This window comes from Actinomadura monticuli, from assembly GCF_041463655.1.
Lineage (GTDB): Bacteria > Actinomycetota > Actinomycetes > Streptosporangiales > Streptosporangiaceae > Spirillospora > Spirillospora monticuli.
In genome coordinates this window covers 1-22,975 of sequence record NZ_JAXCEI010000008.1, presented here as the reverse complement: position 1 = coordinate 22,975, position 22,975 = coordinate 1, and the positions used below count along the sequence as shown (strand labels likewise).

15 protein-coding genes and 1 pseudogene are annotated in these 22,975 nt (G+C 73.6%); 7 read left to right on the top strand and 9 right to left on the bottom strand.

What is annotated here, in order from left to right:
- Positions 1 to 94 precede the first annotated feature (94 nt).
- Both SM611_RS19060 and SM611_RS19055 read right to left on the bottom strand, forming a co-directional pair.
- Positions 95 to 325, bottom strand: coding sequence for a hypothetical protein (locus SM611_RS19060; RefSeq protein ID WP_371951075.1), 231 nt, complete (start codon positions 323 to 325; stop codon positions 95 to 97).
- Complete coding sequence (locus tag SM611_RS19055) at positions 322 to 675, bottom strand: ATP-binding protein (RefSeq protein WP_371951073.1); 354 nt, start codon at positions 673 to 675, stop codon at positions 322 to 324. The genes SM611_RS19060 and SM611_RS19055 overlap by 4 nt, the downstream gene beginning before the upstream one ends.
- Positions 676 to 846: 171 nt before the next feature.
- Between SM611_RS19055 and SM611_RS19050 the strand changes: the two genes are divergently transcribed.
- On the top strand, positions 847 to 1,590 hold the full coding sequence (locus SM611_RS19050; RefSeq protein ID WP_371951071.1) for a GntR family transcriptional regulator: 744 nt from the start codon (positions 847 to 849) through the stop codon (positions 1,588 to 1,590).
- A gap of 4 nt (positions 1,591 to 1,594) precedes the next feature.
- Here SM611_RS19050 and SM611_RS19045 read toward each other — a convergent pair whose 3' ends face one another.
- Genes SM611_RS19045 through SM611_RS19030 form a run of 4 tightly spaced genes read right to left on the bottom strand, consistent with a single transcriptional unit; the run spans position 1,595 to position 9,076 of the window.
- A complete protein-coding gene (locus SM611_RS19045; RefSeq protein WP_371951069.1) occupies positions 1,595 to 2,287 on the bottom strand; it encodes an ABC transporter ATP-binding protein in 693 nt (230 codons plus the stop codon).
- Positions 2,284 to 3,198 (bottom strand): ABC transporter ATP-binding protein, encoded by a 915-nt coding sequence (locus tag SM611_RS19040; RefSeq protein WP_371951067.1) that lies wholly within the window; start codon positions 3,196 to 3,198, stop codon positions 2,284 to 2,286. Before SM611_RS19040 ends, SM611_RS19045 begins: the two co-directional genes overlap by 4 nt.
- Positions 3,198 to 5,762, bottom strand: coding sequence for an ABC transporter permease (locus SM611_RS19035; protein ID WP_371951065.1), 2,565 nt, complete (start codon positions 5,760 to 5,762; stop codon positions 3,198 to 3,200). Before SM611_RS19035 ends, SM611_RS19040 begins: the two co-directional genes overlap by 1 nt.
- On the bottom strand, positions 5,759 to 9,076 hold the full coding sequence (locus SM611_RS19030) for an ABC transporter permease (protein ID WP_371951063.1): 3,318 nt from the start codon (positions 9,074 to 9,076) through the stop codon (positions 5,759 to 5,761). Before SM611_RS19030 ends, SM611_RS19035 begins: the two co-directional genes overlap by 4 nt.
- Before the next feature lie 252 nt (positions 9,077 to 9,328).
- Between SM611_RS19030 and SM611_RS19025 the strand changes: the two genes are divergently transcribed.
- A complete protein-coding gene (locus SM611_RS19025) occupies positions 9,329 to 9,889 on the top strand; it encodes a dihydrofolate reductase family protein (protein ID WP_371951061.1) in 561 nt (186 codons plus the stop codon).
- A 1-nt stretch (position 9,890) separates the two neighbouring features.
- Here the strand turns inward: SM611_RS19025 and SM611_RS19020 are convergent, their stop codons facing one another.
- A complete protein-coding gene (locus SM611_RS19020; protein WP_371951059.1) occupies positions 9,891 to 10,793 on the bottom strand; it encodes a Sco1979 family transcriptional regulator in 903 nt (300 codons plus the stop codon).
- Positions 10,794 to 11,045: 252 nt separating this feature from the next.
- Here SM611_RS19020 and SM611_RS19015 point away from each other — a divergent pair, with 252 nt between their 5' ends.
- From SM611_RS19015 to SM611_RS19005, 3 genes are all read left to right on the top strand, one after another.
- Positions 11,046 to 11,399 carry a YciI family protein gene (locus tag SM611_RS19015; protein ID WP_371951058.1) on the top strand — a complete coding sequence of 118 codons (354 nt, stop codon included), beginning with the start codon at positions 11,046 to 11,048 and terminating at the stop codon, positions 11,397 to 11,399.
- Positions 11,400 to 11,571: 172 nt separating this feature from the next.
- Positions 11,572 to 12,753, top strand: a complete 1,182-nt coding sequence (locus SM611_RS19010) for an RNA polymerase sigma factor (protein WP_371951505.1) — start codon at positions 11,572 to 11,574, stop codon at positions 12,751 to 12,753.
- Between the two features lie 90 nt (positions 12,754 to 12,843).
- The gene (locus tag SM611_RS19005) at positions 12,844 to 13,776 is read left to right on the top strand and encodes a threonine/serine dehydratase (RefSeq protein WP_371951056.1); all 933 of its coding nucleotides are present in this window, start codon (positions 12,844 to 12,846) and stop codon (positions 13,774 to 13,776) included.
- A 184-nt stretch (positions 13,777 to 13,960) separates the two neighbouring features.
- On the opposite strand, the pseudogene SM611_RS19000 reads toward SM611_RS19005, so the two are convergent.
- A pseudogene (locus SM611_RS19000) lies at positions 13,961 to 14,863 on the bottom strand (RNA polymerase sigma factor); the annotation flags it as partial.
- Between the two features lie 194 nt (positions 14,864 to 15,057).
- On the opposite strand from SM611_RS19000, the gene SM611_RS18995 reads away from it, so the two are divergent.
- Complete coding sequence (locus SM611_RS18995; protein ID WP_371951055.1) at positions 15,058 to 15,696, top strand: TetR/AcrR family transcriptional regulator; 639 nt, start codon at positions 15,058 to 15,060, stop codon at positions 15,694 to 15,696.
- A gap of 59 nt (positions 15,697 to 15,755) precedes the next feature.
- On the opposite strand, the gene SM611_RS18990 is transcribed toward SM611_RS18995, so the two are convergent.
- Entirely contained in the window at positions 15,756 to 19,133 is a 3,378-nt protein-coding gene (locus tag SM611_RS18990; protein WP_371951054.1) for a pyruvate carboxylase, read from the bottom strand.
- A 210-nt stretch (positions 19,134 to 19,343) separates the two neighbouring features.
- Between SM611_RS18990 and SM611_RS18985 the strand changes: the two genes are divergently transcribed.
- Positions 19,344 to 22,814, top strand: coding sequence for an AAA family ATPase (locus tag SM611_RS18985; RefSeq protein WP_371951053.1), 3,471 nt, complete (start codon positions 19,344 to 19,346; stop codon positions 22,812 to 22,814).
- Positions 22,815 to 22,975: the final 161 nt, after the last annotated feature.

Sequence of the window (22,975 nt, the reverse complement as noted above, 5' to 3'; positions counted from 1 at the left end):
CACGCCTCCCGTCCCTCAACCAACCCGCATAGGAGTAAGGAGGAGTGGCACGGCCGGGAATGGGGGCATCTCAACCGACCGCACCACTCCGGCTCTATGGAGACCCGGACACGCTCCGCCTTCTAACCGCCGCGATGGCCTGGCCCAGCCGCTCAGGGCATCGCGCGCCGACGAGCACCCGACCGTCCACCAGGGCCCACCACTCACGCGTGTGATGTCCGAACCACGCCAGGACGCCGTACTTCAGCGCGAGCGCTTGAGCCGAGTCCTTCTGGATCGGCCGCACGTCGATGACAGCCGTGTCCTCCAGCGGCCTCAGGCTCATGACTCCACGTCCCAGGTGAACTCCGCCCACATGGTCTGACCGGACTTGGTGATGTCATGCCCGACCTTGTCGGCGGTCTGCTCGACGATGAACAATCCCCGTCCGTACTCGGACACCGCGTCCACGGCCCCGGCCGGCTGCTGCCACGCTCCTGCCCCGGCGTCCGTGACAGCGATGCGCACCCATCCGGGACGCAACGCCACGGTGACCGAAACCTCTCCGCCTGGGGCCCCGCTGATGGTGTGCCGCAGGGAGTTCGCCGCGAGTTCGGACACGACCAGTTCGGCGTCGGACGTTCGCGGGGAGCCGTCCAGTAGCCCGCGGACGAATGCGCGGATCGCAGGAACCATGGATGGGAGACCCGGGTAGGTCTGGGACCATTCCATGACAGGAGGCACCCCCAAGCGATCAAGCAGTGACGGTAAGTAATGGCCAAGCTGAGTGCTCAGCTCGAGAGTTGAGTACGCAGCTTGTCAAGCTTGAGTCGAGCATTCGCACCCACTTCGCCACCCGGAGTCACAGTGACCGAGCCTGCATATCTACGCATCGCCGACAATCTGCGCCGACAGATAGTCGACGGCCACCTGGCACCGGGCGACCGGGTTCCCTCGCGCCATCAGCTCGCGCGCGAGCACGGCGTCTCAGATCGTGTAGCCGTCGAGGCCGTCAGGCTTCTGGTGTCTGAGGGCTACGTGGAGTCTCGTTCCGGGAGCGGCACATATGTGCGCCAGCGCCCGCGGGTGAAGCGCCTCACGAGGAGCTGGTACCGCGCGCGTGGCCGGGGGACCTCGCCGTTTCGGGCGGATATGGAGGCGCAGGGGCGCGCCGGGACGTGGCGTTCCACCTCGGAGACGGGCACGGCGTCGCCAACGGTGGCCGAGCGGCTCGGCATCGCCGAGGGCGATGCGGTGCTGGAGACGCGGTACACCTTCCTCGCGGACGATCAGCCCGTCATGCTCTCCGCTTCTTGGGAACCGCTGGAGATCACGCGCGGGACGCCGGTGATGCTGCCCGAAGAGGGACCGCACGCCGGTGCCGGCGTGGTCGCGCGGATGCGGGCCATCGGTCAGGTGATCACGTTGGCCACCGAGGTCGTGACGGCGCGGGCCATCCTGGCGGACGAGGCCGAGCGTCTGGACGAGCCGGTGGGGTCCATCGTGATGGTGATCCAGCGCACCTACACCGGGGACCGCGCGGTCGAGACCGCCGACATCGTGGTACCGGTCGACCGCTACGAGCTGGCTTACACCATCCCTGTCGAGTGATCGGTCAGGCGGGGACGGGGGCTTCGGTGATGATGCCGTCCTCCAGGTTCAGGACCCGGTCGGCTTCGGAGAGGAGGGCCTGGTCGTGGGTGGCGACCAGGACGGTCACGCCTTCGCTGGCCACGACCGCGCGCAGCAGGGGCATGATGGCGGCGGCCGTTTCGGAGTCGAGCTGACCTGTGGGCTCGTCGGCCAGGAGCAGGCGCGGGCGGTTCGCCAGGGCGCGGGCTATGGCCACTCGCTGGCGTTGGCCGCCCGAAAGTTCGTAGGGGCGCTGGGCGGCGTGGTCTGCCAGGCCGACCAAGGCGAGCAGGACGCGGACGCGTTCGTCGCGCTCGGCCGGGTTCGTCCTGACCAGGCGTAGCGGGACCTCGATGTTCTCGGCGGCGGAGAGGACCGGGATCAGGCCGTGGGACTGGAAGACGTAGCCGATGTGGTCGCGGCGCAGGGCCAGCAGGTCGTTCTCCGGAAGCGTCCCGACGTTCCTGCCGTCCACGTGGACGGTGCCGCCGTCGGGGGTGTCGAGGCCGCCGATCAGGTTGAGGAGGGTCGTCTTGCCCGAGCCGGACCGGCCCTTGACGGCGACGAGCCGGCCGCCGTCGACGGTGAACGACGCGCCGCGCAGCGCCGGCACCTCGATCTTCCCGGTGCGGTAGGTGCGGGTGAGGCCCTCGACGGCCACCATCGGGTCGGTCATGGGGTCTCCTCCCGGTCGGGCCAGACGCCGACGTGGTCGCTCTCCAGGGCGAGGCGGACGCGGTCCCGCATGTCGAGGGCCTCGGTGAACGCGGCCGGGAGCTGGACGCGGCCGGTGCGGTCGAGGAGCGCGTACTCCTCGGGGGCGCCGCCCCCGCGCCGGACCTCGACGCTGGTGCGGCCGTCCCGGATGCCGATCGTCCGGTCGACGCGCTCGGACACCTGCGCGTCGTGGGTGACGACGACGGTGGTGGTGCCGAGCTCCTCGTTGACGCGGCGGAGCGCGTCGAATACCCCGGTGGCCGTGGCGGTGTCGAGTTCGCCGGTGGGCTCGTCCGCCAGGACGACCTTGGGCTCGTTGGCGACGGCGACGGCGATCGCGATGCGCTGCTGCTGGCCGCCGGACAGTTCCGCCGGACGCCGGTTCGCGCAGTCGCCGACGTCCAGCATGCCGAGCAGTTCGGCGGCGCGGGTGGCGCGGGCGCGGCGGGAGCGGCCCGCGAACCTCATGGGCAGCTCGACGTTCTGCGCGGCGGTCAGGTACGGGAGGAGGTTGCGGGACGTCTGCTGCCAGATGAACCCGACCTGCTCGCGCCGGAACCGGAGCCGCTCCTTGGACGCCATGGTCAGCAGGTCGGAGCCGGCGACCCGGGCGACGCCGGCGGTCGGCACGTCCAGGCCGGACAGGATGTTGAGGAGCGTCGACTTCCCGGAGCCGGACGCGCCCACGAGCGCGACCAGCTCGCCGGGGTCGACGAGCAGGTCGAGGCCCTGCAGCGCGACGACCTCGACCCCGTCGGTCTTGTAGATGCGGACGAGGTTGTCGCACACGATGTGCGCGCCCTCGCCGTAGGCGGGCCCGCGCTCGGCGGCGCGACGCTCCAGTTCGGCGAGGTCGGGTGCGTTGGTCATCAGTCCCCCGTTCTCAGGGCGGTTCCGGGGCGGGTGTCGAAGGCGCGGTCGACGGCGACGGCCGCGGCGGCGGCGAGCAGCAGGGCGCCGAGCAGGCCGAGCAGCGCCGGCCATCCCGGGACGTGCGCGGTCGCCGCGAAGCCGCCCGTGTAGGGGCGCAGGTCGACGACCGGGCCGGTGATGTCGGGCAGCAGGAGGCCGAGCACCCAGCCGGCGCCGACCGCGCAGAGCAGGACGGGCGCGATCTCGACGAGCGCGAGGCCCCGGCTCTGCCGCCGGCTCAGCCCGAGGGCGCGCAGGTGGGCGACGGTGCGGCCGCGGGCGCGGGCGCCGACGACGAGGACGAGCAGCACCGCGAGCAGGCCGAACCCGCCGCCGATGAGCGCGCCGTCCCGGAACGTCTGGTGGACGACGGTCACCATGGGCACATCGGTCATGGATCGGAGCACGTCCTGCCGCATCCGCACGTCGCGTCCGGGTGCGGCGGCGCGCAGGGCCTCGGCGTCCACGTCGCCGTTGACGAACACCTGGGACGGGAAGCCCGTCTCTCCGGCGATCATCTTGTACGGGACGACGACGAACGCGGTGCCCCGGCCCTGCCCGGGGATGTACTCGATCTCCCCGGCCGACCTGACGGTGATCGGCGACATCCCGGGACGGCTCAGGGTCACCGTGCCGCCGCCCACCGTCCGGGCGGCGAGCGGTGACAGCAGGACGCCCGAGCCGGACGGGACGTCCGGCACGCGCGGCGCGAACTTCCGGTAGGCGTCCAGGTCAACGCCGACCACGGTCATCGGGGCCTGGTCCGTGGCCGTCGACACGCCGGTGATGACCCGGAACGGGACGGCGCCGGTCACGCCGGGCAGCGCCCGGATGCGGGCCAGTGCCGCGTCGTCCACCGGCCCCGCCTCGATGCGCGCGTCGGCGCCGATCTCCGACCAGGACGCGCGCACCTGCCCGTCCCGCAGCGCCGTGTCGACGGTGGCGGTGAACCCGGCGACGGTGGCCGCCAGCAGCAGCACGACGAGCGGCAGCGCGCCCACCAGGTTCTGCCGGGACGCGCGGGCGATGCCGAGGAACGCGACCGCGCCGCTGCGCCGCCGCAGGAACGGCCCGGCGGCGCGCAGCAGGTACGGGTAGGCGCGCAGGACGAGCACGCCGAGCGCCGCGCCCAGCAGCACGGGGACGGCGGCGACCAGCGGGTCCGTCCCGGCGGACGCGCCGCGCTCGCGCAGCAGCACGACGCCGATCACCGCGAGCGCGACCAGCAGGACGTCCAGGACGAGCCGCCGCACGAAGGGCCGGGCGGCGACGAGGTCCTCGCGGCGGTCGGTGGCCGAGCCGAGGCCGCCGGCCCGCTCCCGCCACGCCATGGCGGCGGGCACCAGCAGGACGACCCCGACCAGCGCGCCGATCGCGTAGGCGGAGGACGGCTGCGGCGGCCCGGCGTCCAGCAGCCGGCCCGCCGCGTACCCGAGGAGGGCGGCGGGGACGACGGCGAGCGCGGTCAGCCCGCAGGCGGGGACGGCGAGCTGGCGCAGCGACGCGCCGCGCGCCCGCATCGTGCCGAGGACCGGGCGGAGCCGTTCGCCGAGCAGCCCGGCGGCGAGGAGCAGCACCCCGGCGGCGACGGCGGCGAGCCCGCCGAGCGCCAGGCCGAGCACGGACCGGGCGGTGTGCAGCCGTCCGGCGAACTCGGTCAGCCGGTCGTCGAGCGCGGAGACGACGTCGCAGGGGAAGAGCCCGCCGCGCCCCTGCACGGCGGACCGGAACGCGCCGAGGTCGGCGGCCAGGGCGGCGGCGTCCCCGGCGTCGATGTCCGCGCCGCGGATCGGGAAGCGCCAGCTGAAGGTGAACTGCGTGCCGGTCTCGCGGACGACCCGCGAGTACCCGCCCGCGTCCAGCAGCGCGGTGCCCGCGTCGGCCTGGCCCCCGTCGCCGCCGAGCGACACCTTCACCGGGTGCAGCAGGCTGGGGCGGGGCTCCCAGAAGGGGTCGGCGGCGTTCAGCGGCTCGTACAGCCCGGAGATCTCGACCGCGAGGTCCCCGAGGTCCAGCCGGTCACCGACCTTGTAGCCGAGCTGCGCGGCGTACGTCTCGGAGACCATGACGCGGATGTCGCCGCTCGTCTCCGACGGCGGGTTGATCGCCATGCGGCCGGCGACGACCCGGATGCGGTTCCAGGCGCCGAGATCCCAGCCCAGGTACATCAGCCGCGGCGCGTCGAACGTCCCGGGGACGGGCAGCCGCGCCGTCCTGGCGGACGCCTCCGGCTCCCCGGCGACCTTCGCCAGCGAGCGCGGCAGCATCTGCTGCCAGGTGACGCTGTTGGCGCCCATCGCGGCCTGGCTCGGGACGGCCGACCACGCGGCGCTCCCCGCCGCCTTGCCCTCCACGGTGAGGTCGGCGGAGGAGCCGGCGGCGGCGGCAGCGGCGCGGTCGTACCCGGCCTCCGTCCGGGCCGGGACGGCGACGGCGAGCAGCGCCGACAGCAGCGACAGGACGGCCAGCGCGGCGAGCGGCGCCCACTGCGCCCGCGCGAGCCGCATGGCGGAGCCCCTCATCGGTCCTCCCCCGCACGCAGGCCGGCGCCCGGGTCGCCGCGCCGCAGCACGCGGATCACCGGCGGCAGCACGAGGCCCAGCACCGCGGCGACGCCGCCGAGCACGGCCAGCACCAGCGGCCATTGGACGACGAGCTCGGCGGGCGGGTACGGCTGCGCCGCCTGCACGCTGAGCACGATGTGCGGGACGACGAGCCGCGCCACGGCGAGGCCGAGGAACGTCCCGCCGAGGAGGCCGAGCACGACCAGGTACGCCTGCTCGATCGCCAGCATCCCGGCGACCTGCCGGGGATGGACGCCGAGGGCGCGCAGCACCGCGAACTCGCGGGTCCGCTCGCCCGCCGTGACGGCGGCGTTCACCACGAACGCGATGACGGCGAAGGCCAGCGCCGCGCCGAAGCCGAGCACGAGCGCGCCCTGCAGGGCGGCGCCGAGCGGCGCGTCCCGCAGCTCGGCGCGCAGGTCGACGCGGTCGGCGGCGACCTCGCCCCAGGCGGGGTGCCGCGCGAGCGCCCGGACGGCCGGGGCGGTGCGCCCGCCGCGCGCCGACGCCCACCATTCGCCGGGCTCGACGTTCGCGCCGGCGAAGCCGGCGGCGGTGAGCCGGCCCTGGACGAGCGTCGGCAGGTCCACGAGGAGGCCGGGCTCGCCGGGCGGCACGGTCGGCAGCGCGGGGGCGATCCCCACGACCTTGACCGGCTGGTCGCCGTCGACGGTGCTGACGGTGACGGTGCCGCCGACGCCGACCTTGGCGCGTCCGGCCGTCTCCTCGGTGACGACGCCCGGCACGGCGGGCAGGAGGTCGTCGTTGGCCCCCGCGCCGTGGGACGGCGGCGTCCCCGCGCCGAGCATCGCGTGGACGACCATGCCGGTCGCGGTGCCGTTGCCGTAGCCGCGGTTCCCGGAGAGGGTCGGTGACGCGGGGATGTCGAGGTCGACGAGCGCGTCCTTGGTGTCCTCGCCGGCCGGCTCGCGGGAGTCCGGCAGGTCCGGCTGCTCGGCGAACACGTCCCAGCGGGAGCCGGCGGGGAGCGCGGCCTCACCCGTCCCCTCGCCGCGCACGCGGAGCAGCCGGAGATCGAGCCTGCCGGTGAGCACGTTGTCGTCGTAGGCGAAGTGGACGCCCCGCACCGACAGCGGGTAGGACGGCACGCCGTCCGGTCCGGCCAGCTCCGCGGCGTCCAGGGCGAGGGTGTGCGTGCCGCCGCCCGCGTCGAACGCGGGGAGGTCGACGCGGCGGGCCTGCCCGGCCCCGTCCACGACGGTCACGGCGATCCTGTGGTCCGGCCCGCGCGGCGGCGTGTAGCCCACCGGCCGGGCGGGCGCCGGCCCGGCACGGTCGAGCCGCACGTCGAACAGCAGCCGCTCCGGCCGGCCCGGGACGGTCAGCGCCGGGGCTGCGGGACGCGCCTTCGCCAGCTCGTCCAGCCGCAGGTCGTCCCGCAGGCCCGGCTGGACGCGCAGCAGCGGGCCGAGCGCCTTCGCGTCGGCGCCGAGCAGGGTCGCGGGCTCGTTGCCGAGGTCGGCCTCGGTGCGCAGCACGGGCGTCGCGGCCGTGACGCCGGGCAGCGCCGCGAACCGGCCGCCCTGCCCGAGTGGCGCCGGGCCGCCGGACCGGGTGCCGCGGGTGAGCCGCAGGTCGGCGCCGCTCTGGAAGTCGGCCTGGTCGGTCTGCGACCGGCGCCAGGTCGCCATCGTCGTCACCGACAGGACCCCGACGGCCATCGCCATGACCAGCAGCAGGACCGGTCCCGCGTAACGGAGCTGGCGCCGCCCCACCTGCCGGGTGCCGAGGACGGGCACGAGCCCTCGGCCGCGCGTCGCGACCCGTTCGGCGACGCCCGACAGCAGCGGCACCACCCGCAGCAGCAGCACCCCGCCGGCGAGCAGCGCCAGCGCCGGGCCGGACACGATGAACGGGTCGATGCCGGACGTGCCGTCCCCGGCACCGCCCGCGCCGTCCGCCCCGTACCGGGTGAGCTGCCAGATCGCGAGCCCGGCGACGAGCAGCAGGGCCAGGTCGACGCCGGAGCCGCGCAGGCCGCCGCGCCCCTGCCGGCCGATCCCGGCCTGCGCCTCGACGAACGTGCGGTTCGCGCCGCGCAATGTCGGGATGGTCAGCACGACCGCGCAGGCCAGCGCCGTGGCGATCGAGACGGCCCACAGCGGCGCGAGCGGCCCGGCGTCGAGCCGGAGGCCGGCCGCCCGGACCGCCGGGGCGTGCCCGGCGAGGCGCAGCAGCGGGCCGGCGAGCAGCGGACCGAGCACCGCGGCGGGCAGCACGATGAGCAGGCCCTCCGCCAGCCCGAGCCCGGCGAGCTGCCGCATCCCCATGCCGCGGGTGCGCAGCAGCGCGACCTCGCCGCGCCGGTGGTCGGCGAGCAGCCGGGCGACGAGCAGCCACGCCGATCCGGCCAGCAGGATCAGCTGGAGCACCGGGATCAGCATCGTGGACCGCGCCACCAGGACGGCGCCGCTCAGCTGCCCGGTCAGTTCGGGGAGCTTGGTCACGACGGTGAACTGGCTTCCGCCGCCGGCGTCCTGGAGGACGGCGCCGGCGCGCGACACGCGGTCGCCGAGCGCGCCGAGGTCGCCGGCCCCGACGCCGCGCAGGTCGGGCATGACGGTGAAGCGGGCGTCGGCGCCCGTGCCGGTGAACCGGGCGGCGAACACCTCGGGGGGCACCACGAACGGCCCGTACGTCGTGTAGTCGAGCCGTTCGACGCCGGTGGTGATGAGCCGGTCGTCCTGCCAGAAGTAGTGCCGCGGGTCGGGGACGTCGAACAGCCCGACGACCCGGACCTTCACGACGGACTTCTCGTCGACGCGTCCGTGCAGGGTGAGGACGTCGTCCACGCCGGCGTCCATGGCCTTGGCGGCGGCCGCGGGCAGCACCGCCTCCACCTCGCCGGACGTCTCGGCGGGCCAGCGTCCCTCGGTGAGGCGCGCGTGCTTCTCGACGCCGGTGTAGGTCGCGAACGCGGTCAGCTCGGGATGGTCGCTCCTCTCCTGCCCGGGAAGGGTGTAGGAGTCACTGCGCACGCTCATCGAGACGGACAGCGGCGCGTCCCGGTAGATCCGGCCGAGCCCGCGGTCCACCTCGTCCCGCACCTTGGGCAGGCCGTTCCCGGGGACGTGCGTGACGATCGTCGTCCCGACCGAGTCGAACGTCGCGTCGGCGAGGGTGCGGCGCAGGCCCTCGCGCGTCACCGAACCGGTGTAGCCGACGAGCGCCGCGAGGACGGTGGTGGCGAAGAGCGCGGTGAGGCACGCGGCCAGGACCAGCGTCCGATCGCCGGCCAGCCGCCTGAGCACAAGCCCCCGTCGCCCCACAGCCGCTCATGATCAATTGAGAGTGGCACGGACCACAAGGGGCCGCGACCGTTCCGTAACGTTCCGCAATGCTCTCGCAATGTATGACAAATCACCCGGTCACCCGTCCTCGGAACCGGTGCGGCGAAACGCCCGCACCGCCCGCGGCGGCGAAATGGCGGCGGTGCGGGCCGGCGACCGCGAGAATCCGGGGGACGGGGCCGCGCATGCAGACGACCGGATCACGGAGGCACCATGCGCAGAATCATCAACTCGACGTACGTCTCGCTCGACGGCGTCATCGAGAGGCCGCAGAACTGGACGTCGGACTACTTCCAGGACGAGGCCGCCGCCTACGCGCGGGAGCTGCTGTTCTCCTGCGGCGCCCTGCTCATGGGGCGCCGGACGTTCGACGGCTTCTCGCAGGCGTGGCCGGCGATGGAGGAGGCGACCGGCGACTTCGGCGTCCGGATGAACACCCTCCCCCACTACGTCGTGTCCGACTCGCTGAAGAAGCCGGGCTGGGGCGACACCACGGCGATCCCGCGCGCGGACGCCGTCGCCGAGATCACCAGGCTCAAGGAGCAGGACGGCCAGGACATCCTGCAGTACGGCTTCGGCCCCGTGTCGCGGACGCTGGTGCGACACGGCCTCCTGGACGAGCTGCGTCTCTGGATCCACCCCGTGTTCGTCGGGCCGGCCGACCCGGAGGACCTGATCGCCCGCGAAGGGTTCGCGGCGTCGTTCAAGCCCGCCGGCACCCGGGCCTTCGAGACGGGCGTGATCATCGCGACGTACGTCCCGGCCGGGACGTAGGTCAGCGGCGGAGGGCGTCGCGCAGGATCTCCGGCGTGCGGGACGGGGGCTCCGCCTGCACGCCGAGGCGGTTCAGGACGTCCCGGTAGCGGGCGATGTCGGCCGCCCGGTCCGGATAGAGGGCGCCGGTGAGCTGCTCCAGGTAGACGACGTCGGGCAGTTCGGGCTCGGCGAACCGCAGCAGCGTCACCGGGCCGCTCTCGCCCGCGTGGCCTCCGGCGGCGAACGGCAGCACCTGCACGGTGACGTTCGGCCGCTCCGCCATCTCGGCCAGGTGCCCGATCTGCGCGCGCATCGTGTCGGTCCCGCCGACGACGCGGCGCAGGACCGCCTCGTCGAGGACGGCCCACAGCTTCAGCGGCTCGGGGCGCTCGAACACGCGGCGGCGCTCCAGCCGCAGCTCGACCCGGCGGTCGATCTCCTCCTTGGACGCCTCCGGGAAGCGGGCGCCGATGAGGGCGCGGGCGTACTCCGGGGTCTGGAGCAGCTCCGGGACGTCCTGGACCTCGTACAGGCGGACGATCTCCGCGCCCTGCTCCAGCCCGAGGTAGGGCTCGAACCAGCCGGGCACCACGTCGCCGTACGCCTGCCACCAGCCCGGGGCGCCGGCGTGCTCGGCCAGGTCCAGCAGCGTCTCGCGGACGGCGGGGTCGGCCACCCCGTACAGGGTGAGGAGGTCGGCGAGGTCGCGCTCCTTGAAGCCGACGCGGCCCAGCTCCATGCGGCTGATCTTGGAGTGCGAGCCGCGGATCTCGTAGCCGGCGGCCTCGGTGGAGATCCCGGCGGCCTCGCGGAAGCGGCGCAGCTGCGCGCCGACCACCATCCGCAGCACGGTCGGCCCGGCGGCCCGCGGGTCCGTGGCGACGCGGACCGGGTCGTCGGCCACGGAACTCCTCCTCGGCATGCAGGAAAACTACCTACGGGAAGAAGTTACTCGACCGCGAGCACCTTGCCCACCTGCCCCGAACCTCCCGGTTTGTCACAGTCTCTGCAACGCCCGTGCCGCTTCTCGCCCACTGGGCGCTGACCTGGCACGATCCAGTTCCAAAGAAAAAACCGAAAAACCCGGGGACGGGATGTCGATCCGCTCCCCCCTTGTTCGACGCGTCAGCGAAGGCCGGGGATGACCCGGAAGACGGAAAATGAGGAGGCACCCATGCGGTTCCTGATGATGACGACGGACACCGGCTCCGACGGCGGCCAGCCGGACGAGAAGCTCCAGCAGGAGATGGGCAAGTTCATCGAGGAGACGGCCAAGGCCGGCATCCTCCTCGCGACCGGCGGGCTGGAGCCCTACGGCACCCGGATCACCTCGACCGGCGGCAAGATCACCGTGACGGACGGCCCGTTCACCGAGGCCAAGGAGGGCGTCGTCGGCTTCGCGCTCATCGAGGTCCGCACCCGCGAGGAGGCGATCGAGATGTCCAAGCGGTTCTACTCGATCGTCGGCGACGGCGAGGGCGTCATCAAGCAGGTGTTCGGCCCGGACGACCCCTTCCCCGGGCAGTGAACCCGCACTGACCCGGGCTGACCCGGGCTGAGCTCGGGGGTGAGCTTGCGCGGCGGCCGGTGCTGGTGCTCTCATCGGCAGCGTGACGGCTTCGAACGGGTCCGGTGTGCACGCGAGCATCGACGCGGTGTGGCGGCTGGAGGCCGCCCGCATCATCGCCGGGCTCGCCCGCATGGTGCACGACATCGGGCTCGCCGAGGAACTCGCGCAGGACGCGCTGGTCGCCGCGCTCGAACAGTGGCCTGAGTCAGGCGTCCCGGACAACCCGGGCGCCTGGCTCATGGCCGTCGGGAAGCGCCGCGCCATCGACCGGATCCGCCGGCGGCAGCGCCTGGAGCACAAGCTCGAAGAGATCGGCCGCGACCTGGAGAGCCAGGCTCCACCGGAGTTGGACGTCCCGGACGACGAGCACATCGAGGACGACGTCCTGCGGCTGATCTTCACGGCGTGCCATCCGGTGCTGCCGGTGCACGCGCGGGTCGCGCTGACGCTGCGGATGCTCGGCGGCCTCACCACCGACGAGATCGCGCACGCGTTCCTCGTCTCCGAGCCGACCGTGGCGCAGCGGATCGTCCGGGCGAAGCGGACGCTGTCGGAGGCGGGCGTCCCCTTCGAGGTCCCCGAGGGGCCGGACCGCGCGGCGCGGCTGTCGTCCGTCCTGGAGGTCATCTACCTGATCTTCAACGAGGGGTACGCGGCCAGCGCCGGCGACGCCTGGGTGCGGACGGACCTGTGCCAGGAGGCGCTCCGCCTCGGCCGCATCCTCGCCGGACTCGCGCCGGGCGAGCCTGAGGTGCACGGGCTCGCCGCGCTGATGGAGATCCAGGCGTCCCGGACACGCGCGCGCACCGGGCCGTCCGGCGAGCCCATCCCGCTCCTGGAGCAGGACCGCGGCCGCTGGGACCGGCTCCTCATCCACCGCGGCTACGCCGCCCTGCTGCGCGCGAAGGACCTCGGCGAGCCGCCCGGACCGTACGTCCTGCAGGCCGCGATCGCCGCGTCCCACGCGCAGGCCCCCACCGCCGAGGACACCGACTGGGCGCAGATCGCGTCCCTCTACGAGATCCTCGCGACCGTGGCCCCGTCGCCCGTCGTGGAACTGAACCGCGCGGTGGCGGTCGGCATGGCGCACGGCCCCGAGAAGGGCCTCGACATCGCCGACGCGCTGGTGGACGAGGCGTCCCTGCGCGGCTACCACCTGCTGCCGAGCGTCCGCGGCGACCTGCTCGAACGCCTCGGCCGGTGGGACGAGGCCCGGACGCAGTTCGAGCGCGCCGCGGAACTGACCCGCAACGCGCCCGAACGCAAGGCCCTCCTCGACCGCGCCGCCTCCGTGGGAGGCCGCGCGCAGTAGCCGGTGCCCATTAGCCGGCGCTCCGGAGTCTCCGTCATCTCCGAAACTGTGCTTGGCTGCTTAGGCGGATCGAGGCCGGGAGGAAGATCGGTGATCGCTCATTCGGACGTCCAGGCGGCGGCACGGCGCATCGCGGGGCACGTGCGGCGCACGCCGCTCATCGAGGTCGAGCCGGGCCCGGCGGGGCGGATGTGGCTGAAGCTCGAACTGGCCCAGCACACCGGGTCGTTCAAGGCGCGGGGCGCGTTCAACCACATCCTCGCCGCGCGGGACGAAGGGCGGCTGCCGGACACCGGCGTCGTCGCCGCGTCCGGCGGCAACGCGGGACTCGCGTTCGCCTACGCCGCCGCGGAGGCGGGCGTGCCCGCCGAGGTGTTCGTCCCGGAGACGGCGCCCGCCGTGAAGGTCGCGCGGCTGCGCGCCCTCGGCGCCGCCGTCGTCCAGGTCGGGACGCGCTACGCCGAGGCGCAGGACGCCGCCGTCAAGCGCGCCGCCGACACCGGGGCGCTGCTCTGCCACGCCTACGACCTGCCCGAGGTCTGCGCCGGTCAAGGCACCCTGGGCCTGGAGATCCTGGAGCAGACCGGCGGCGAGGTCGACACCGTCCTGATCGCGGTCGGCGGCGGCGGGCTGATGGCGGGCGTCGCCGCCGCCCTCGAAGGGCGGGCTCGGGTCGTCGGCGTGGAACCCGAGACCATCCCGACCCTGGAGCGGGCCCTGCACGCCGGACGCCCCGTCGACGTGGACGTCTGCGGCGTCGCGGCCGACTCCCTCGGCGCCACCCGGCTCGGCGAGATCGCCTTCTCGGTCGCGTCCCGGACCGGGGTGCGGCCCCTCCTCGTCACCGACGAGGCGATCATCGAAGCGCGGCGGCACCTGTGGGACGAGTACCGCCTGGTCGTCGAGCACGGCACCGCCGCCGCCCTCGCCGCCCTCCGCACCGGCGCCCACCGCCCCGCCCCGGACGAGCGCGTCCTGGTCGTGCTGTGCGGCGCCAACACCGACCCGTCCGACCTGGTCTGACCTCCCTTCTGGACCCTTGGCGGCGCGGGAGGCCGGGTCCGCCGACGGCGTCGAGCATCCCGCGTGCGCACGGTGACCTGCTCGCCGAGCCGCCCCGGCAAGAGGCCGGGCAGGAAGGCGCCGACCGGTGCGTCGAGACTGACGCGGCCGTCCTCCACCTGCTGAAGGGGTCGCGCCGGAGGGGTCAGCCGAGCAGGTCGGCGAGGGTCTCGCGCCGGGACGGATGGCGCAGCTTGTGCATGCCCTTGGACTCGATCTGCCGGATGCGCTCGCGCGTCACCCCGTAGACCTTGCCGACCTCTTCGAGGGTCTTCGGCTCGCCGCCGGACAGCCCGAACCGCATCGAGATCACGCCCGCCTCGCGCTCGGTGAGCGTCTCCAGGACGGCGTCGAGCCGCCCGCGCAGCATGGAGGACGCGACGACGTCGGCGGGGTCGCCGCCCTCCGGGTCCTCGATGACGTCGCCGAGCTCGCCGTCGCCGTCCTCGCCGAGCGGGGTGTGCAGGGACAGCGGCTCGCGGGCCTGCCGCCGCAGCCACTCCACCTTCTCGGGGGTGACGTCCAGCTCGACGGCCAGTTCCCGCGAGGTCGGCTCGCGGCCGAGGTCCTGCATCATCCGCCGCCGGGCGCGCGTCATCCGGTTGAGCACCTCGACGACGTGCACGGGGATGCGGATGGTGCGGCTCTGGTCGGCCAGCGCGCGGCTGATCGCCTGCTTGATCCACCAGACGGCGTAGGTGGAGAACTTCAGGCCCCGCCGGTACTCGAACTTCTCCACGGCGCGGATCAGCCCGAGGTTGCCCTCCTGGACGAGGTCGTTCAGCGGGAGGCCGTGGCCCATGTAGCGCTTGGCGAGCGACACGACGAGGCGCAGGTTGGCCTCGACCATGTGCTGCTTCGCGCGCGCGCCGTCGGCGGCGATCCATTCCAGGTCTTCCTTGTCCTGGAGGCTGAGGTCGTCGCCGAGGGTCTCGAGGCGTTCGCGGGCGAACAGGCCGGCCTCGATGCGCTTGGCCAGGTCGACCTCCTGCTCGGCCGTGAGCAGCGCGGTGCGCCCGATGCGTGACAGGTAGTCCTTCATCGGGTCGACGAGGTTCACGGTGGCGCGAGGGGACGCGCTCGTCGTGCGGCTGGCGTTCAGGGCGGTGTCCTTTGCTCGTCCGACCGGGAGGGAACGGGTCACGCGATCTCGGTACCCGCCGGCCCCGCGACATAAACTTATGACTGACCTAAAACTATGTCAATGACAAATTTAGGTCGAGCTATGCGATGATGGTCGGCATGGGACTGCGGGAGATGAAGAAGCGGCAGACGAGGCAGGCCATCTCGGACCAGGCGACGCGCCTCTTCCTGCGGCACGGCTTCGACCGGGTGACGATCGCCGACGTCGCGGCGGCCGCCCAGGTCGCGAAGATGACCGTGACCAACTACTTCCCGCGCAAGGAGGACCTCGCACTCGACCTGCACGAGGATTTCACCGGCCTGCTGGCCGACACGGTCGCGGAGCGGGCGCCCGGCGAGTCCGCCCTGGCCGCGCTGCGCCGCGGCTTCCTGGACGCCGCCGCCCGGCACGATCCCGTGATCGGCTTCTCCGGGCCGCAGTTCGCCCGCATGCTCACCGGGAGCCCGGCGCTGGTCGCCCGGCTCCGCGAGTTCCACGAGGAGCGCGAGGACGCCCTGGCCGCCGTCCTCGCCGAGGAGACCGCCGCCGCCCCCGACGACCCGCTCCCCCGGCTGGTGGCCGCCCAGCTCGGCGCCGTCCACCGCGTCCTGTTCCAGGAGACCGTCCGCCGCACCCTGGACGGCGAACCGGACGACCAGATCGCCGCCGCCCTCACCAGGATCGGGAGGAGGGCCTTCGACCTGCTGGCCCCGTCCCTGTCCGGCTACGCCGTCCGCCCGGCCGCCGCCTCCCGCTGACGTGCGGCGTGTCGTCGCCATGCGGGGCGCGATGACGACGGCACGCCGCGATCCGGCGGTCAGTCGGTCTGGATGACCAGGAGCAGGTCGCCGGCCTGGACGGGGGTGGCCTCGGGCACGGCGAGGCGGGCCACCGTGCCGGCCACGGGGGCGGTGATGGCGGCCTCCATCTTCATCGCCTCGATCGTGGCCACCACGTCGCCCGCGGCGACCTCGTCGCCCCGGGCGGCGCGCAGCGTCACCGAGCCGTCGAACGGGGCGGCGACATGGCCGGGATCGGACGGGTCGGCCCGCTCGACCGGCGGCGCGTCCGACGCCACGGACTTGTCGCGGACGGACAGCGTGCGCAGCTGGCCGTTCACCGTGCAGATCACCTGCCGGACGCCCGCCTCGTCGACGGCGCCGACCGCCTCCAGGCCGGCGAGCACGCGGACGCCCGGTTCGAGGTCGAACGCGACCTCGTGCCCGGTGCGGAGGCCGTAGAGGAACGGGCCCGTCGGCAGGACGGAGATGTCGCCGTAGGCGGCGCGGGTCTCGCGGTAGTCCTTCGCGGGACCGGGGAAGAGGAGGCGGTCGAGCGTGTCGCGCACCTCCGGCCCGGCCAGGGCCTTCTCCTCGGCGCCGTCCAGTTCGGCCCTGGCGGGCGTGTACTGGCGGCCCGCGAGGGCCTTGGACCGGAAGGGCTCGGGCCAGCCGCCGGGCGGGTCGCCCAGCTCGCCGTTGAGGAACCCGATGACGCTGTCGGGGATGTCGTAGCGCTCCGGGTTCTCGGCGAAGTCGTCCGGGTCGGCGCCGGCCGCGACGAGGTGCAGGGCGAGGTCGCCGACGACCTTGCTGGACGGGGTCACCTTCACGAGCCGCCCGAGGATCGCGTCGGCCGCCGCGTACAGGCGCTCGATCTCCTCGAAGCGGTCGCCGAGCCCGAGCGCGACCGCCTGCTGCCGCAGGTTGGACAGCTGCCCGCCCGGGATCTCGTGCCGGTAGACGCGTCCGGTCGGCGACGGCAGCCCCATCTCGAACGGCGCGTACAGCTTGCGGACCGCCTCCCAGTACGGCTCCATGACGGTGAGCGCGTCCAGGTCGATGCCGGTGGCGTGGTCGGTGAAGTCGGTCGCGGCCACGATCGCCTGGAGGGGCGGCTGGCTCGTGGTGCCGGAGAGCGGCGCGGCGGCCCCGTCGACCGCGTCGACCCCGGCTTCGATGGCGGCGATGTAGGTGCCGATCTGCCCGCCGGCCGTGTCGTGGGTGTGCAGGTGGACGGGCAGGTCGAAACGCTCGCGCAGGGCCTTCACCAGTGTCCGCGCGGCGGGAGCCCGGAGCAGGCCGGCCATGTCCTTGACGCACAGGATGTGGACGCCCGCCTCGACCAGTTCCTCCGCGAGGCGCAGGTAGTAGTCGAGCGTGTAGATCCGTTCGTGCGGGGACGAGAGGTCGCCCGTGTAGCAGAGGGTTCCTTCGACCAGGGCGTGCGTCTGGAGCGCCGCGTCGATGGCCGGACGCATGCGTTCCACGTCGTTCAGGGCGTCGAACACACGGAAGATGTCGACTCCCGTACTGGCCGCCTCCTTCACGAAGGCGCGCGCCACCGAGTCGGGGTACGGCGTGTAGCCGACGGTGTTGCGGCCACGCAGCAGCATCTGGATGCACAGGTTCGGCGCGGCAGCACGGATCGCGGCCAGCCTGTCCCAGGGCGACTCGCCCAGGAAGCGGAGGGCGACGTCGTACGTTGCCCCGCCCCACGCCTCGATGGACAGGAGCTGCGGCGTCATCCGCGCGAGGTAGGGCGCGGCGGAGAGCAGATCGTAGGTGCGTACCCGCGTCGCGAGGAGCGACTGGTGCGCGTCCCGGAACGTCGTGTCGGTGACGGCCAGGGCGCTCTGGTTCCGGAGCCGTTCGGCGAACGCCTGCGGCCCGAGCGCGAGCAGCCGGTCGCGCGATCCCTCCGGGAAGGGGCCGTCCAGATCCAGCGGCGGCAGCTTCGCCGCCGGGTCCAGGTCGGTCGGCGCGTCGCCGTGCGGCTTGTTGACGGTGACGTCCGCCAGGTACCGGACGAGCCGCGTCGCCCGGTCGCCGCTCGACCGGGCCGTCAGCAGGTCGGGGTGGTCGGCGATGTAGGACGTCGTGACGCCGCCCGCGCGGAAGTCGGGCTCGTCCAGCAGCGCCTGCAGGAACGGGATGTTGGACGCGACGCCGCGGATGCGGAACTCGGCGACGGCCCGGCGCGCCCGCCGCACCGCCTCCTCGAACGTCCGGCCCCGGCACGTCAGCTTCACCAGCAGCGAGTCGAAGTGCGGGGACACGATCGCGCCGCCGTACGCGGTGCCGGTGTCGAGCCGCACCCCGGCGCCGCCCGGCGACCGGTACGCCGAGATCTTCCCGGTGTCGGGACGGAACCCGTTCGCGGGGTCCTCGGTGGTGATGCGGCACTGCACGGCGAACCCGCCGACGGTCACGTTCTCCTGGGCGATGCCGAGGTCGTCCAGCGTCTCGCCGCCCGCGATGCGCAGCTGGCTCTGCACGAGGTCGACGCCGGTGACCTCTTCGGTCACGGTGTGCTCGACCTGGATGCGCGGGTTCATCTCGATGAACACGTGCTCGCCGCGGTCGTCCACGAGGAACTCGACGGTGCCGGCGTTCTCGTAGCCGATCTCGCGCGCGAACTTCACCGCGTCCTCGCAGAGCCGCTCGGCGACGGCCTGGTCCAGCCGGGGCGCGGGCGCGATCTCGACGACCTTCTGGTGGCGGCGCTGCACCGAGCAGTCGCGCTCGCGCAGATGGACGATGTGCCCGGCGCCGTCCGCGAGGACCTGCACCTCGATGTGGCGGGGGCGCTCCACCGCCTGCTCCAGGAAGACGGTCGGGTCGCCGAACGCGCTCTCGGCCTCACGGCGCGCCGTGTCGACGGCGGCCTCCAGCTCCTCGCGTTGGTCGACGCGGCGCAGCCCGCGCCCGCCGCCGCCCGCCGCGGCCTTGACGAACAGCGGGAAGCCGACCTCGTCGGCCGACTCCAGTTCGCGTCCGGGCTCGGGGGTCGCCGAGCGCAGCACGGGCAGCCCCGCCCGGCGCGCCGCGGCGACCGCCTCGATCTTGTTGCCGGCGAGGCTGAGCACGTGGGACGGCGGGCCGACGAACGCGATCCCGTTGCGCTCGCACGCCTCCGCCAGCTCGGGGCTCTCCGACAGGAAGCCGTAGCCCGGGTAGACGGCGTCCGCGCCGACCCGCAGCGCGGTCTCCACGATGCCGTCCACGTCCAGGTAGGCGCGGACGGGGTGGCCGTGCTCGCCGATCTCGTACGCCTCGTCCGCCTTCTGCCGGTGCAGGGACAGCCGGTCCTCGTGCGCGTAGACGGCGACGCTGGCGATGCCCAGTTCGTAGGCCGCGCGGAAGGCGCGCACGGCGATCTCGCCCCGGTTGGCGACGAGCAGCTTTCTGATCAACGTATCTCTCCCGGGAAAGCGAACCGAATCTGCGGATACTTACCCAGTTGTTCAGCCGGGGCAGCCCCCTGGGGGACCCCAAGGCTGTGAACAATGTGACAGAAGGCGACTTGTGGTCAAAATGCGGCGTTGTTTCCCGCATCTCGGCGTTCGTCAGGCTTGATCGCTAGGCTGCTCGCCCTGTCGGGTGTGCCTTCGAGGGGAAATGCTGTGCGGCTGCCGGAGAATCTGGAACTTCTCGTGTCCGAGGACCGCGTCCTCGACCTCTACGCGCACGGGCCGTGGCGCGTCCCGGACGGCCTGTTCGCCGAGATCCGCGACCGCGTCGACGCCCTCGTCCGGGACCCGCGCTGCGTCCCGCTGAAGACCCGCCAGCACGGCATGATGACCGATCCGTCGCCGCTGGTCGCCGCCGAGATGATCAGCACTCTCGCCTATCTGCCGGGAGCCGGGGCGATCTACGCCGGCGCGTTCAACAGGCTGTACCACGAGTTCTTCGGACGTTTCCTGACCGATTCCAAGGACCCCGGCACGCCCGACAAGCCGGACACCTGGAGCGCCCTGTCGGGCGAGTTCCGGGGCTTCGACTGGCTGGAGGAGTGCGGCGACCAGGACCTCGCGCTCGCCCTGGGACGCGAGTGCCTCGGCGTCTTCGAGGGCATCGAACCGTTCGGGCGGCGTCTCCGGGCGCTCCAGAAGCTGTACGACAACCCCCCGGACGGCGACTGGCTCAAGCTCTCCGTGGAGCGCCGGCGCGACGCGTGGGCGGCGCAGGCCGACGACGACGTCCTCGCCGCCCTGCCCGAACTGGCCGGGCCCATCAGCCACCTGGAATGGGTGTGCTCCGGCCTGCTGCCCGTCCACGAGCACCTGCGCGGGATAGCCCCGCACGACGAGAGCACCGACGAACTGCTCGTCCACCTGCTGCTGCAGGCCGGGCTGAAGCAGGTGCCGGTGGAGCTGTCCGCCGTCCTCACCGAGGACCGGTACGGCGAGTTGCTCGGACGGTTCGAGGACAGGCGCGGGTCCTTCGACGGGAACACGTGGTCGCTGGACGAGTGGGCGTGGCTCGCACGCGGCCTCGGCGCCGGCGCCATCGAGGCGTGCCGCGGCTGGCTCGACATGGCGATGCGCTTCTCCGCGTCCGTCCAGGGCCTGCCCGGCGTGCCGAAGGCCCCGCAGTCCACCTGGGTCCCGGTCGGCGGGTTCCAGGAGGACGTCCTCCGGCTGTTCACGCCGCGCCGCCGGATCGTCAACCCGCTCGCCGCGAGCCTCGGCAAGGCGCCGTCGCGCCCGAGCGGCGGCGGCCGGGCCCGCGCCAAGGTCGAGGCCGACCTGGTCGGCCAGCCCGACGTCACCGCCGCGCTGGAGGAGATCGCCACCGGCCCCGGCCCGGTCCGGCTGATGATCGTCGGCCCGGACGGCACCGGCAAGCGCGACGCGGCACAGGAGATCGTCCGGCTCGTCCGGCGGCACGGCATCGTCGACCCGCCGCTGTGGCTGTCGGGCGACTTCTTCGCCGCCAAGGAGGTGTCGTCCGCGACCGTCCACCTCTACAACGACGCCCGCGACAGCGCCGGGGTCCGGCTCATGATCATCGACGGCCTCGACGACATGTCCAGGGACGAGCGCAGCGGCGAGGCCATCCTCGAACAGCTGCACCAGGCCCTGGACGTCCACGACGACCTGCACGTCGTCGCCCTGTGCGAGCCCGGCGGCGACGAGCGGATCCGCGAGGTCAACCCGGCGCTCGCCCTGCGGCTGAAGGTCGTCCGGACCCGCCCGTTCACCCCGGAGGGGCACGCCGAGCTGTTCAACCGGGCGATCCGGCAGCGCGGGGCGCGCGCGCACAAGCGCGCCCTGACGGCCGCGGGGCAGCTCCTCGCCGCCACGGCGCCCGACCGCAACCTGCGCAACGCCCGGCTCGCGCAGCGCCTCGCCGACATCGTCGTGGAGGCCGTCCGCGAGCGGACCGAGCCCGGCCAGGAACTCGTCGTCAAGCGTCCGGACATACCCGCCTCGTTCGGGCCGTCCGGCGCCGACCCGATGGCCGAGCTCGCCGCCCTCACCGGGCTCGGCGGCGTCAAGCACGAGATCGAGCTGGTCGTCGCGGGCGCGAAGGCGGCGAAGATGCGGCGGGACGCCGGCGTCGCCGCCCCCGCGCCGCCCGCCCGGCACATGGTGTTCACCGGCAACCCCGGCACCGGCAAGACCGTCGTCGCGCGGCTGTTCGCCCGTGTCCTGAAGGACCTCGGCGTCCTGACGTCCGGCCACCTCGTCGAGGCGACCCGCTCCGCCCTCGTCGGCACCTACATCGGCGAGACCGCCATGAAGACGCGCAGGGTCGCGCAGCGGGCCGTCGGCGGCGTCCTGTTCATCGACGAGGCGTACTCGCTGGTCCAGGAGGGCGTGGAGGAGGACTACGGCCCGGAGGCCATCGCCGAGCTGCTGAAGTTCATGGAGAACCACCGCGACGACCTCGTCGTCATCGTCGCCGGCTACGAACGCGAGATGCGGCGGTTCATCGCCTCCAACCCGGGGCTGGCGTCCCGCTTCCCCGGCACCGTCCGGTTCCCCGACTTCGCCGACGCCGAACTCGTCGAGATCTTCGCCGGCCAGGTGGCGGCCGCCGGGCTGGAGGCGGCCCCGGCCGCCCTCGCCCGGGTGACCGACCTGCTCCGCCGCGCCCCGCGCGGCCGCTCGTTCGGCAACGCCCGCACCATGCGCAACCTGTGCGAGCGGGCCACCGTCCTGCAGGCCCGCCGCGTCACCGCGCTGAGCGACCCCACGCCGGACGACCTGGCCGCCCTCCTCCCCGAGGACATCCCGGACGCGCTCTCCGGCGCCGCCCGCGTCCGCCCCTTCACCGACCCGCTCGCCGAGCTCGACGCCCTCATCGGCCTCGCGGACGTCAAGAAGGAGGTGCACCGCCTCGCCGCCGAGGCCCGCGCCGCCGACCTGCGCCGCGCCGCCGGGCAGCCCGTGACCGTCCCGAGCCGGCACATGGTGTTCACCGGCAACCCGGGCACCGCCAAGACGACCGTCGCCCGCCTCGTCGCCGCCGTCTACGCCGACTTCGGGCTGCTCTCGTCCGGGCACCTCGTCGAGGTCTCCCGCGCCGACCTCGTCGGCTCCTACCTCGGCCAGACGGCCCCGCGGGTGCGGGCGGCCGTCGAGCAGGCCCTCGGCGGCGTCCTGTTCATCGACGAGGCGTACTCCCTGACCGGCGACGCCTATACGCAGGAGGCCGTCTCCACCCTCGTGCAGCTCATGGAGGAGTACCGCGGCGACCTCGTCGTCATCGCAGCGGGCTACGAGCGGGAGATGAAGGCGTTCCTCACCGCCAACTCCGGGCTCGAATCCCGCTTCCCCAAGCGGCTGGCCTTCCCCGACTACTCCGACGCCGAGCTCGTCGAGATCTTCGGCCGGCTCGCCGCCGCCGAGGGGCTGCGGGTGGCCGCGGACGTGCCCGCGCGCCTGCGCGAGGTGCTCCGCGACGTCCCGCGCGGCCCGTCGTTCGGCAACGGGCGGCTCATGCGCAACCTCCTGGACGGCGCGGTCGCGGTGCAGTCCGAACGGCTGACCGCCTCCTCGGACGTCTCCGACCTCACCACCCTGGAGGCCGCCGACCTGCGCCCGCCCAAGCCCGAATCGTCCGCGAGCCCCGGCCTCTACCTGTAGCCGGGTTCCGCCGGTGCCGGGCTCGCCTTCGGCCGGACGCTAGCCCCGTTTTCCGCACATGAGTGATCGTCAGCGGAGTTGTCGCGGGTCGATGTCCAGCAGGTCCAGGAGATGGAGTTGGACGGGTGTGGGCTGGGGGATGACCGGTGGGTCTTGGCCTT

Bases quoted from the DNA above. Each gene is read 5' to 3' on its own strand.
- SM611_RS19060 (WP_371951075.1), bottom strand. From the start codon at position 325: ATGAGCCTGAGGCCGCTGGAGGACACGGCTGTCATCGACGTGCGGCCG.
- SM611_RS19055 (WP_371951073.1), bottom strand. From the start codon at position 675: ATGGTTCCTGCGATCCGCGCATTCGTCCGCGGGCTACTGGACGGCTCC.
- SM611_RS19045 (WP_371951069.1), bottom strand. From the start codon at position 2,287: ATGACCGACCCGATGGTGGCCGTCGAGGGCCTCACCCGCACCTACCGC.
- SM611_RS19040 (WP_371951067.1), bottom strand. From the start codon at position 3,198: ATGACCAACGCACCCGACCTCGCCGAACTGGAGCGTCGCGCCGCCGAG.
- SM611_RS19035 (WP_371951065.1), bottom strand. From the start codon at position 5,762: ATGAGGGGCTCCGCCATGCGGCTCGCGCGGGCGCAGTGGGCGCCGCTC.
- SM611_RS19025 (WP_371951061.1), top strand. From the start codon at position 9,329: ATGCGCAGAATCATCAACTCGACGTACGTCTCGCTCGACGGCGTCATC.
- SM611_RS19020 (WP_371951059.1), bottom strand. From the start codon at position 10,793: ATGCCGAGGAGGAGTTCCGTGGCCGACGACCCGGTCCGCGTCGCCACG.
- SM611_RS19015 (WP_371951058.1), top strand. From the start codon at position 11,046: ATGCGGTTCCTGATGATGACGACGGACACCGGCTCCGACGGCGGCCAG.
- SM611_RS19010 (WP_371951505.1), top strand. From the start codon at position 11,572: ATGGTGCACGACATCGGGCTCGCCGAGGAACTCGCGCAGGACGCGCTG.
- SM611_RS18995 (WP_371951055.1), top strand. From the start codon at position 15,058: ATGGGACTGCGGGAGATGAAGAAGCGGCAGACGAGGCAGGCCATCTCG.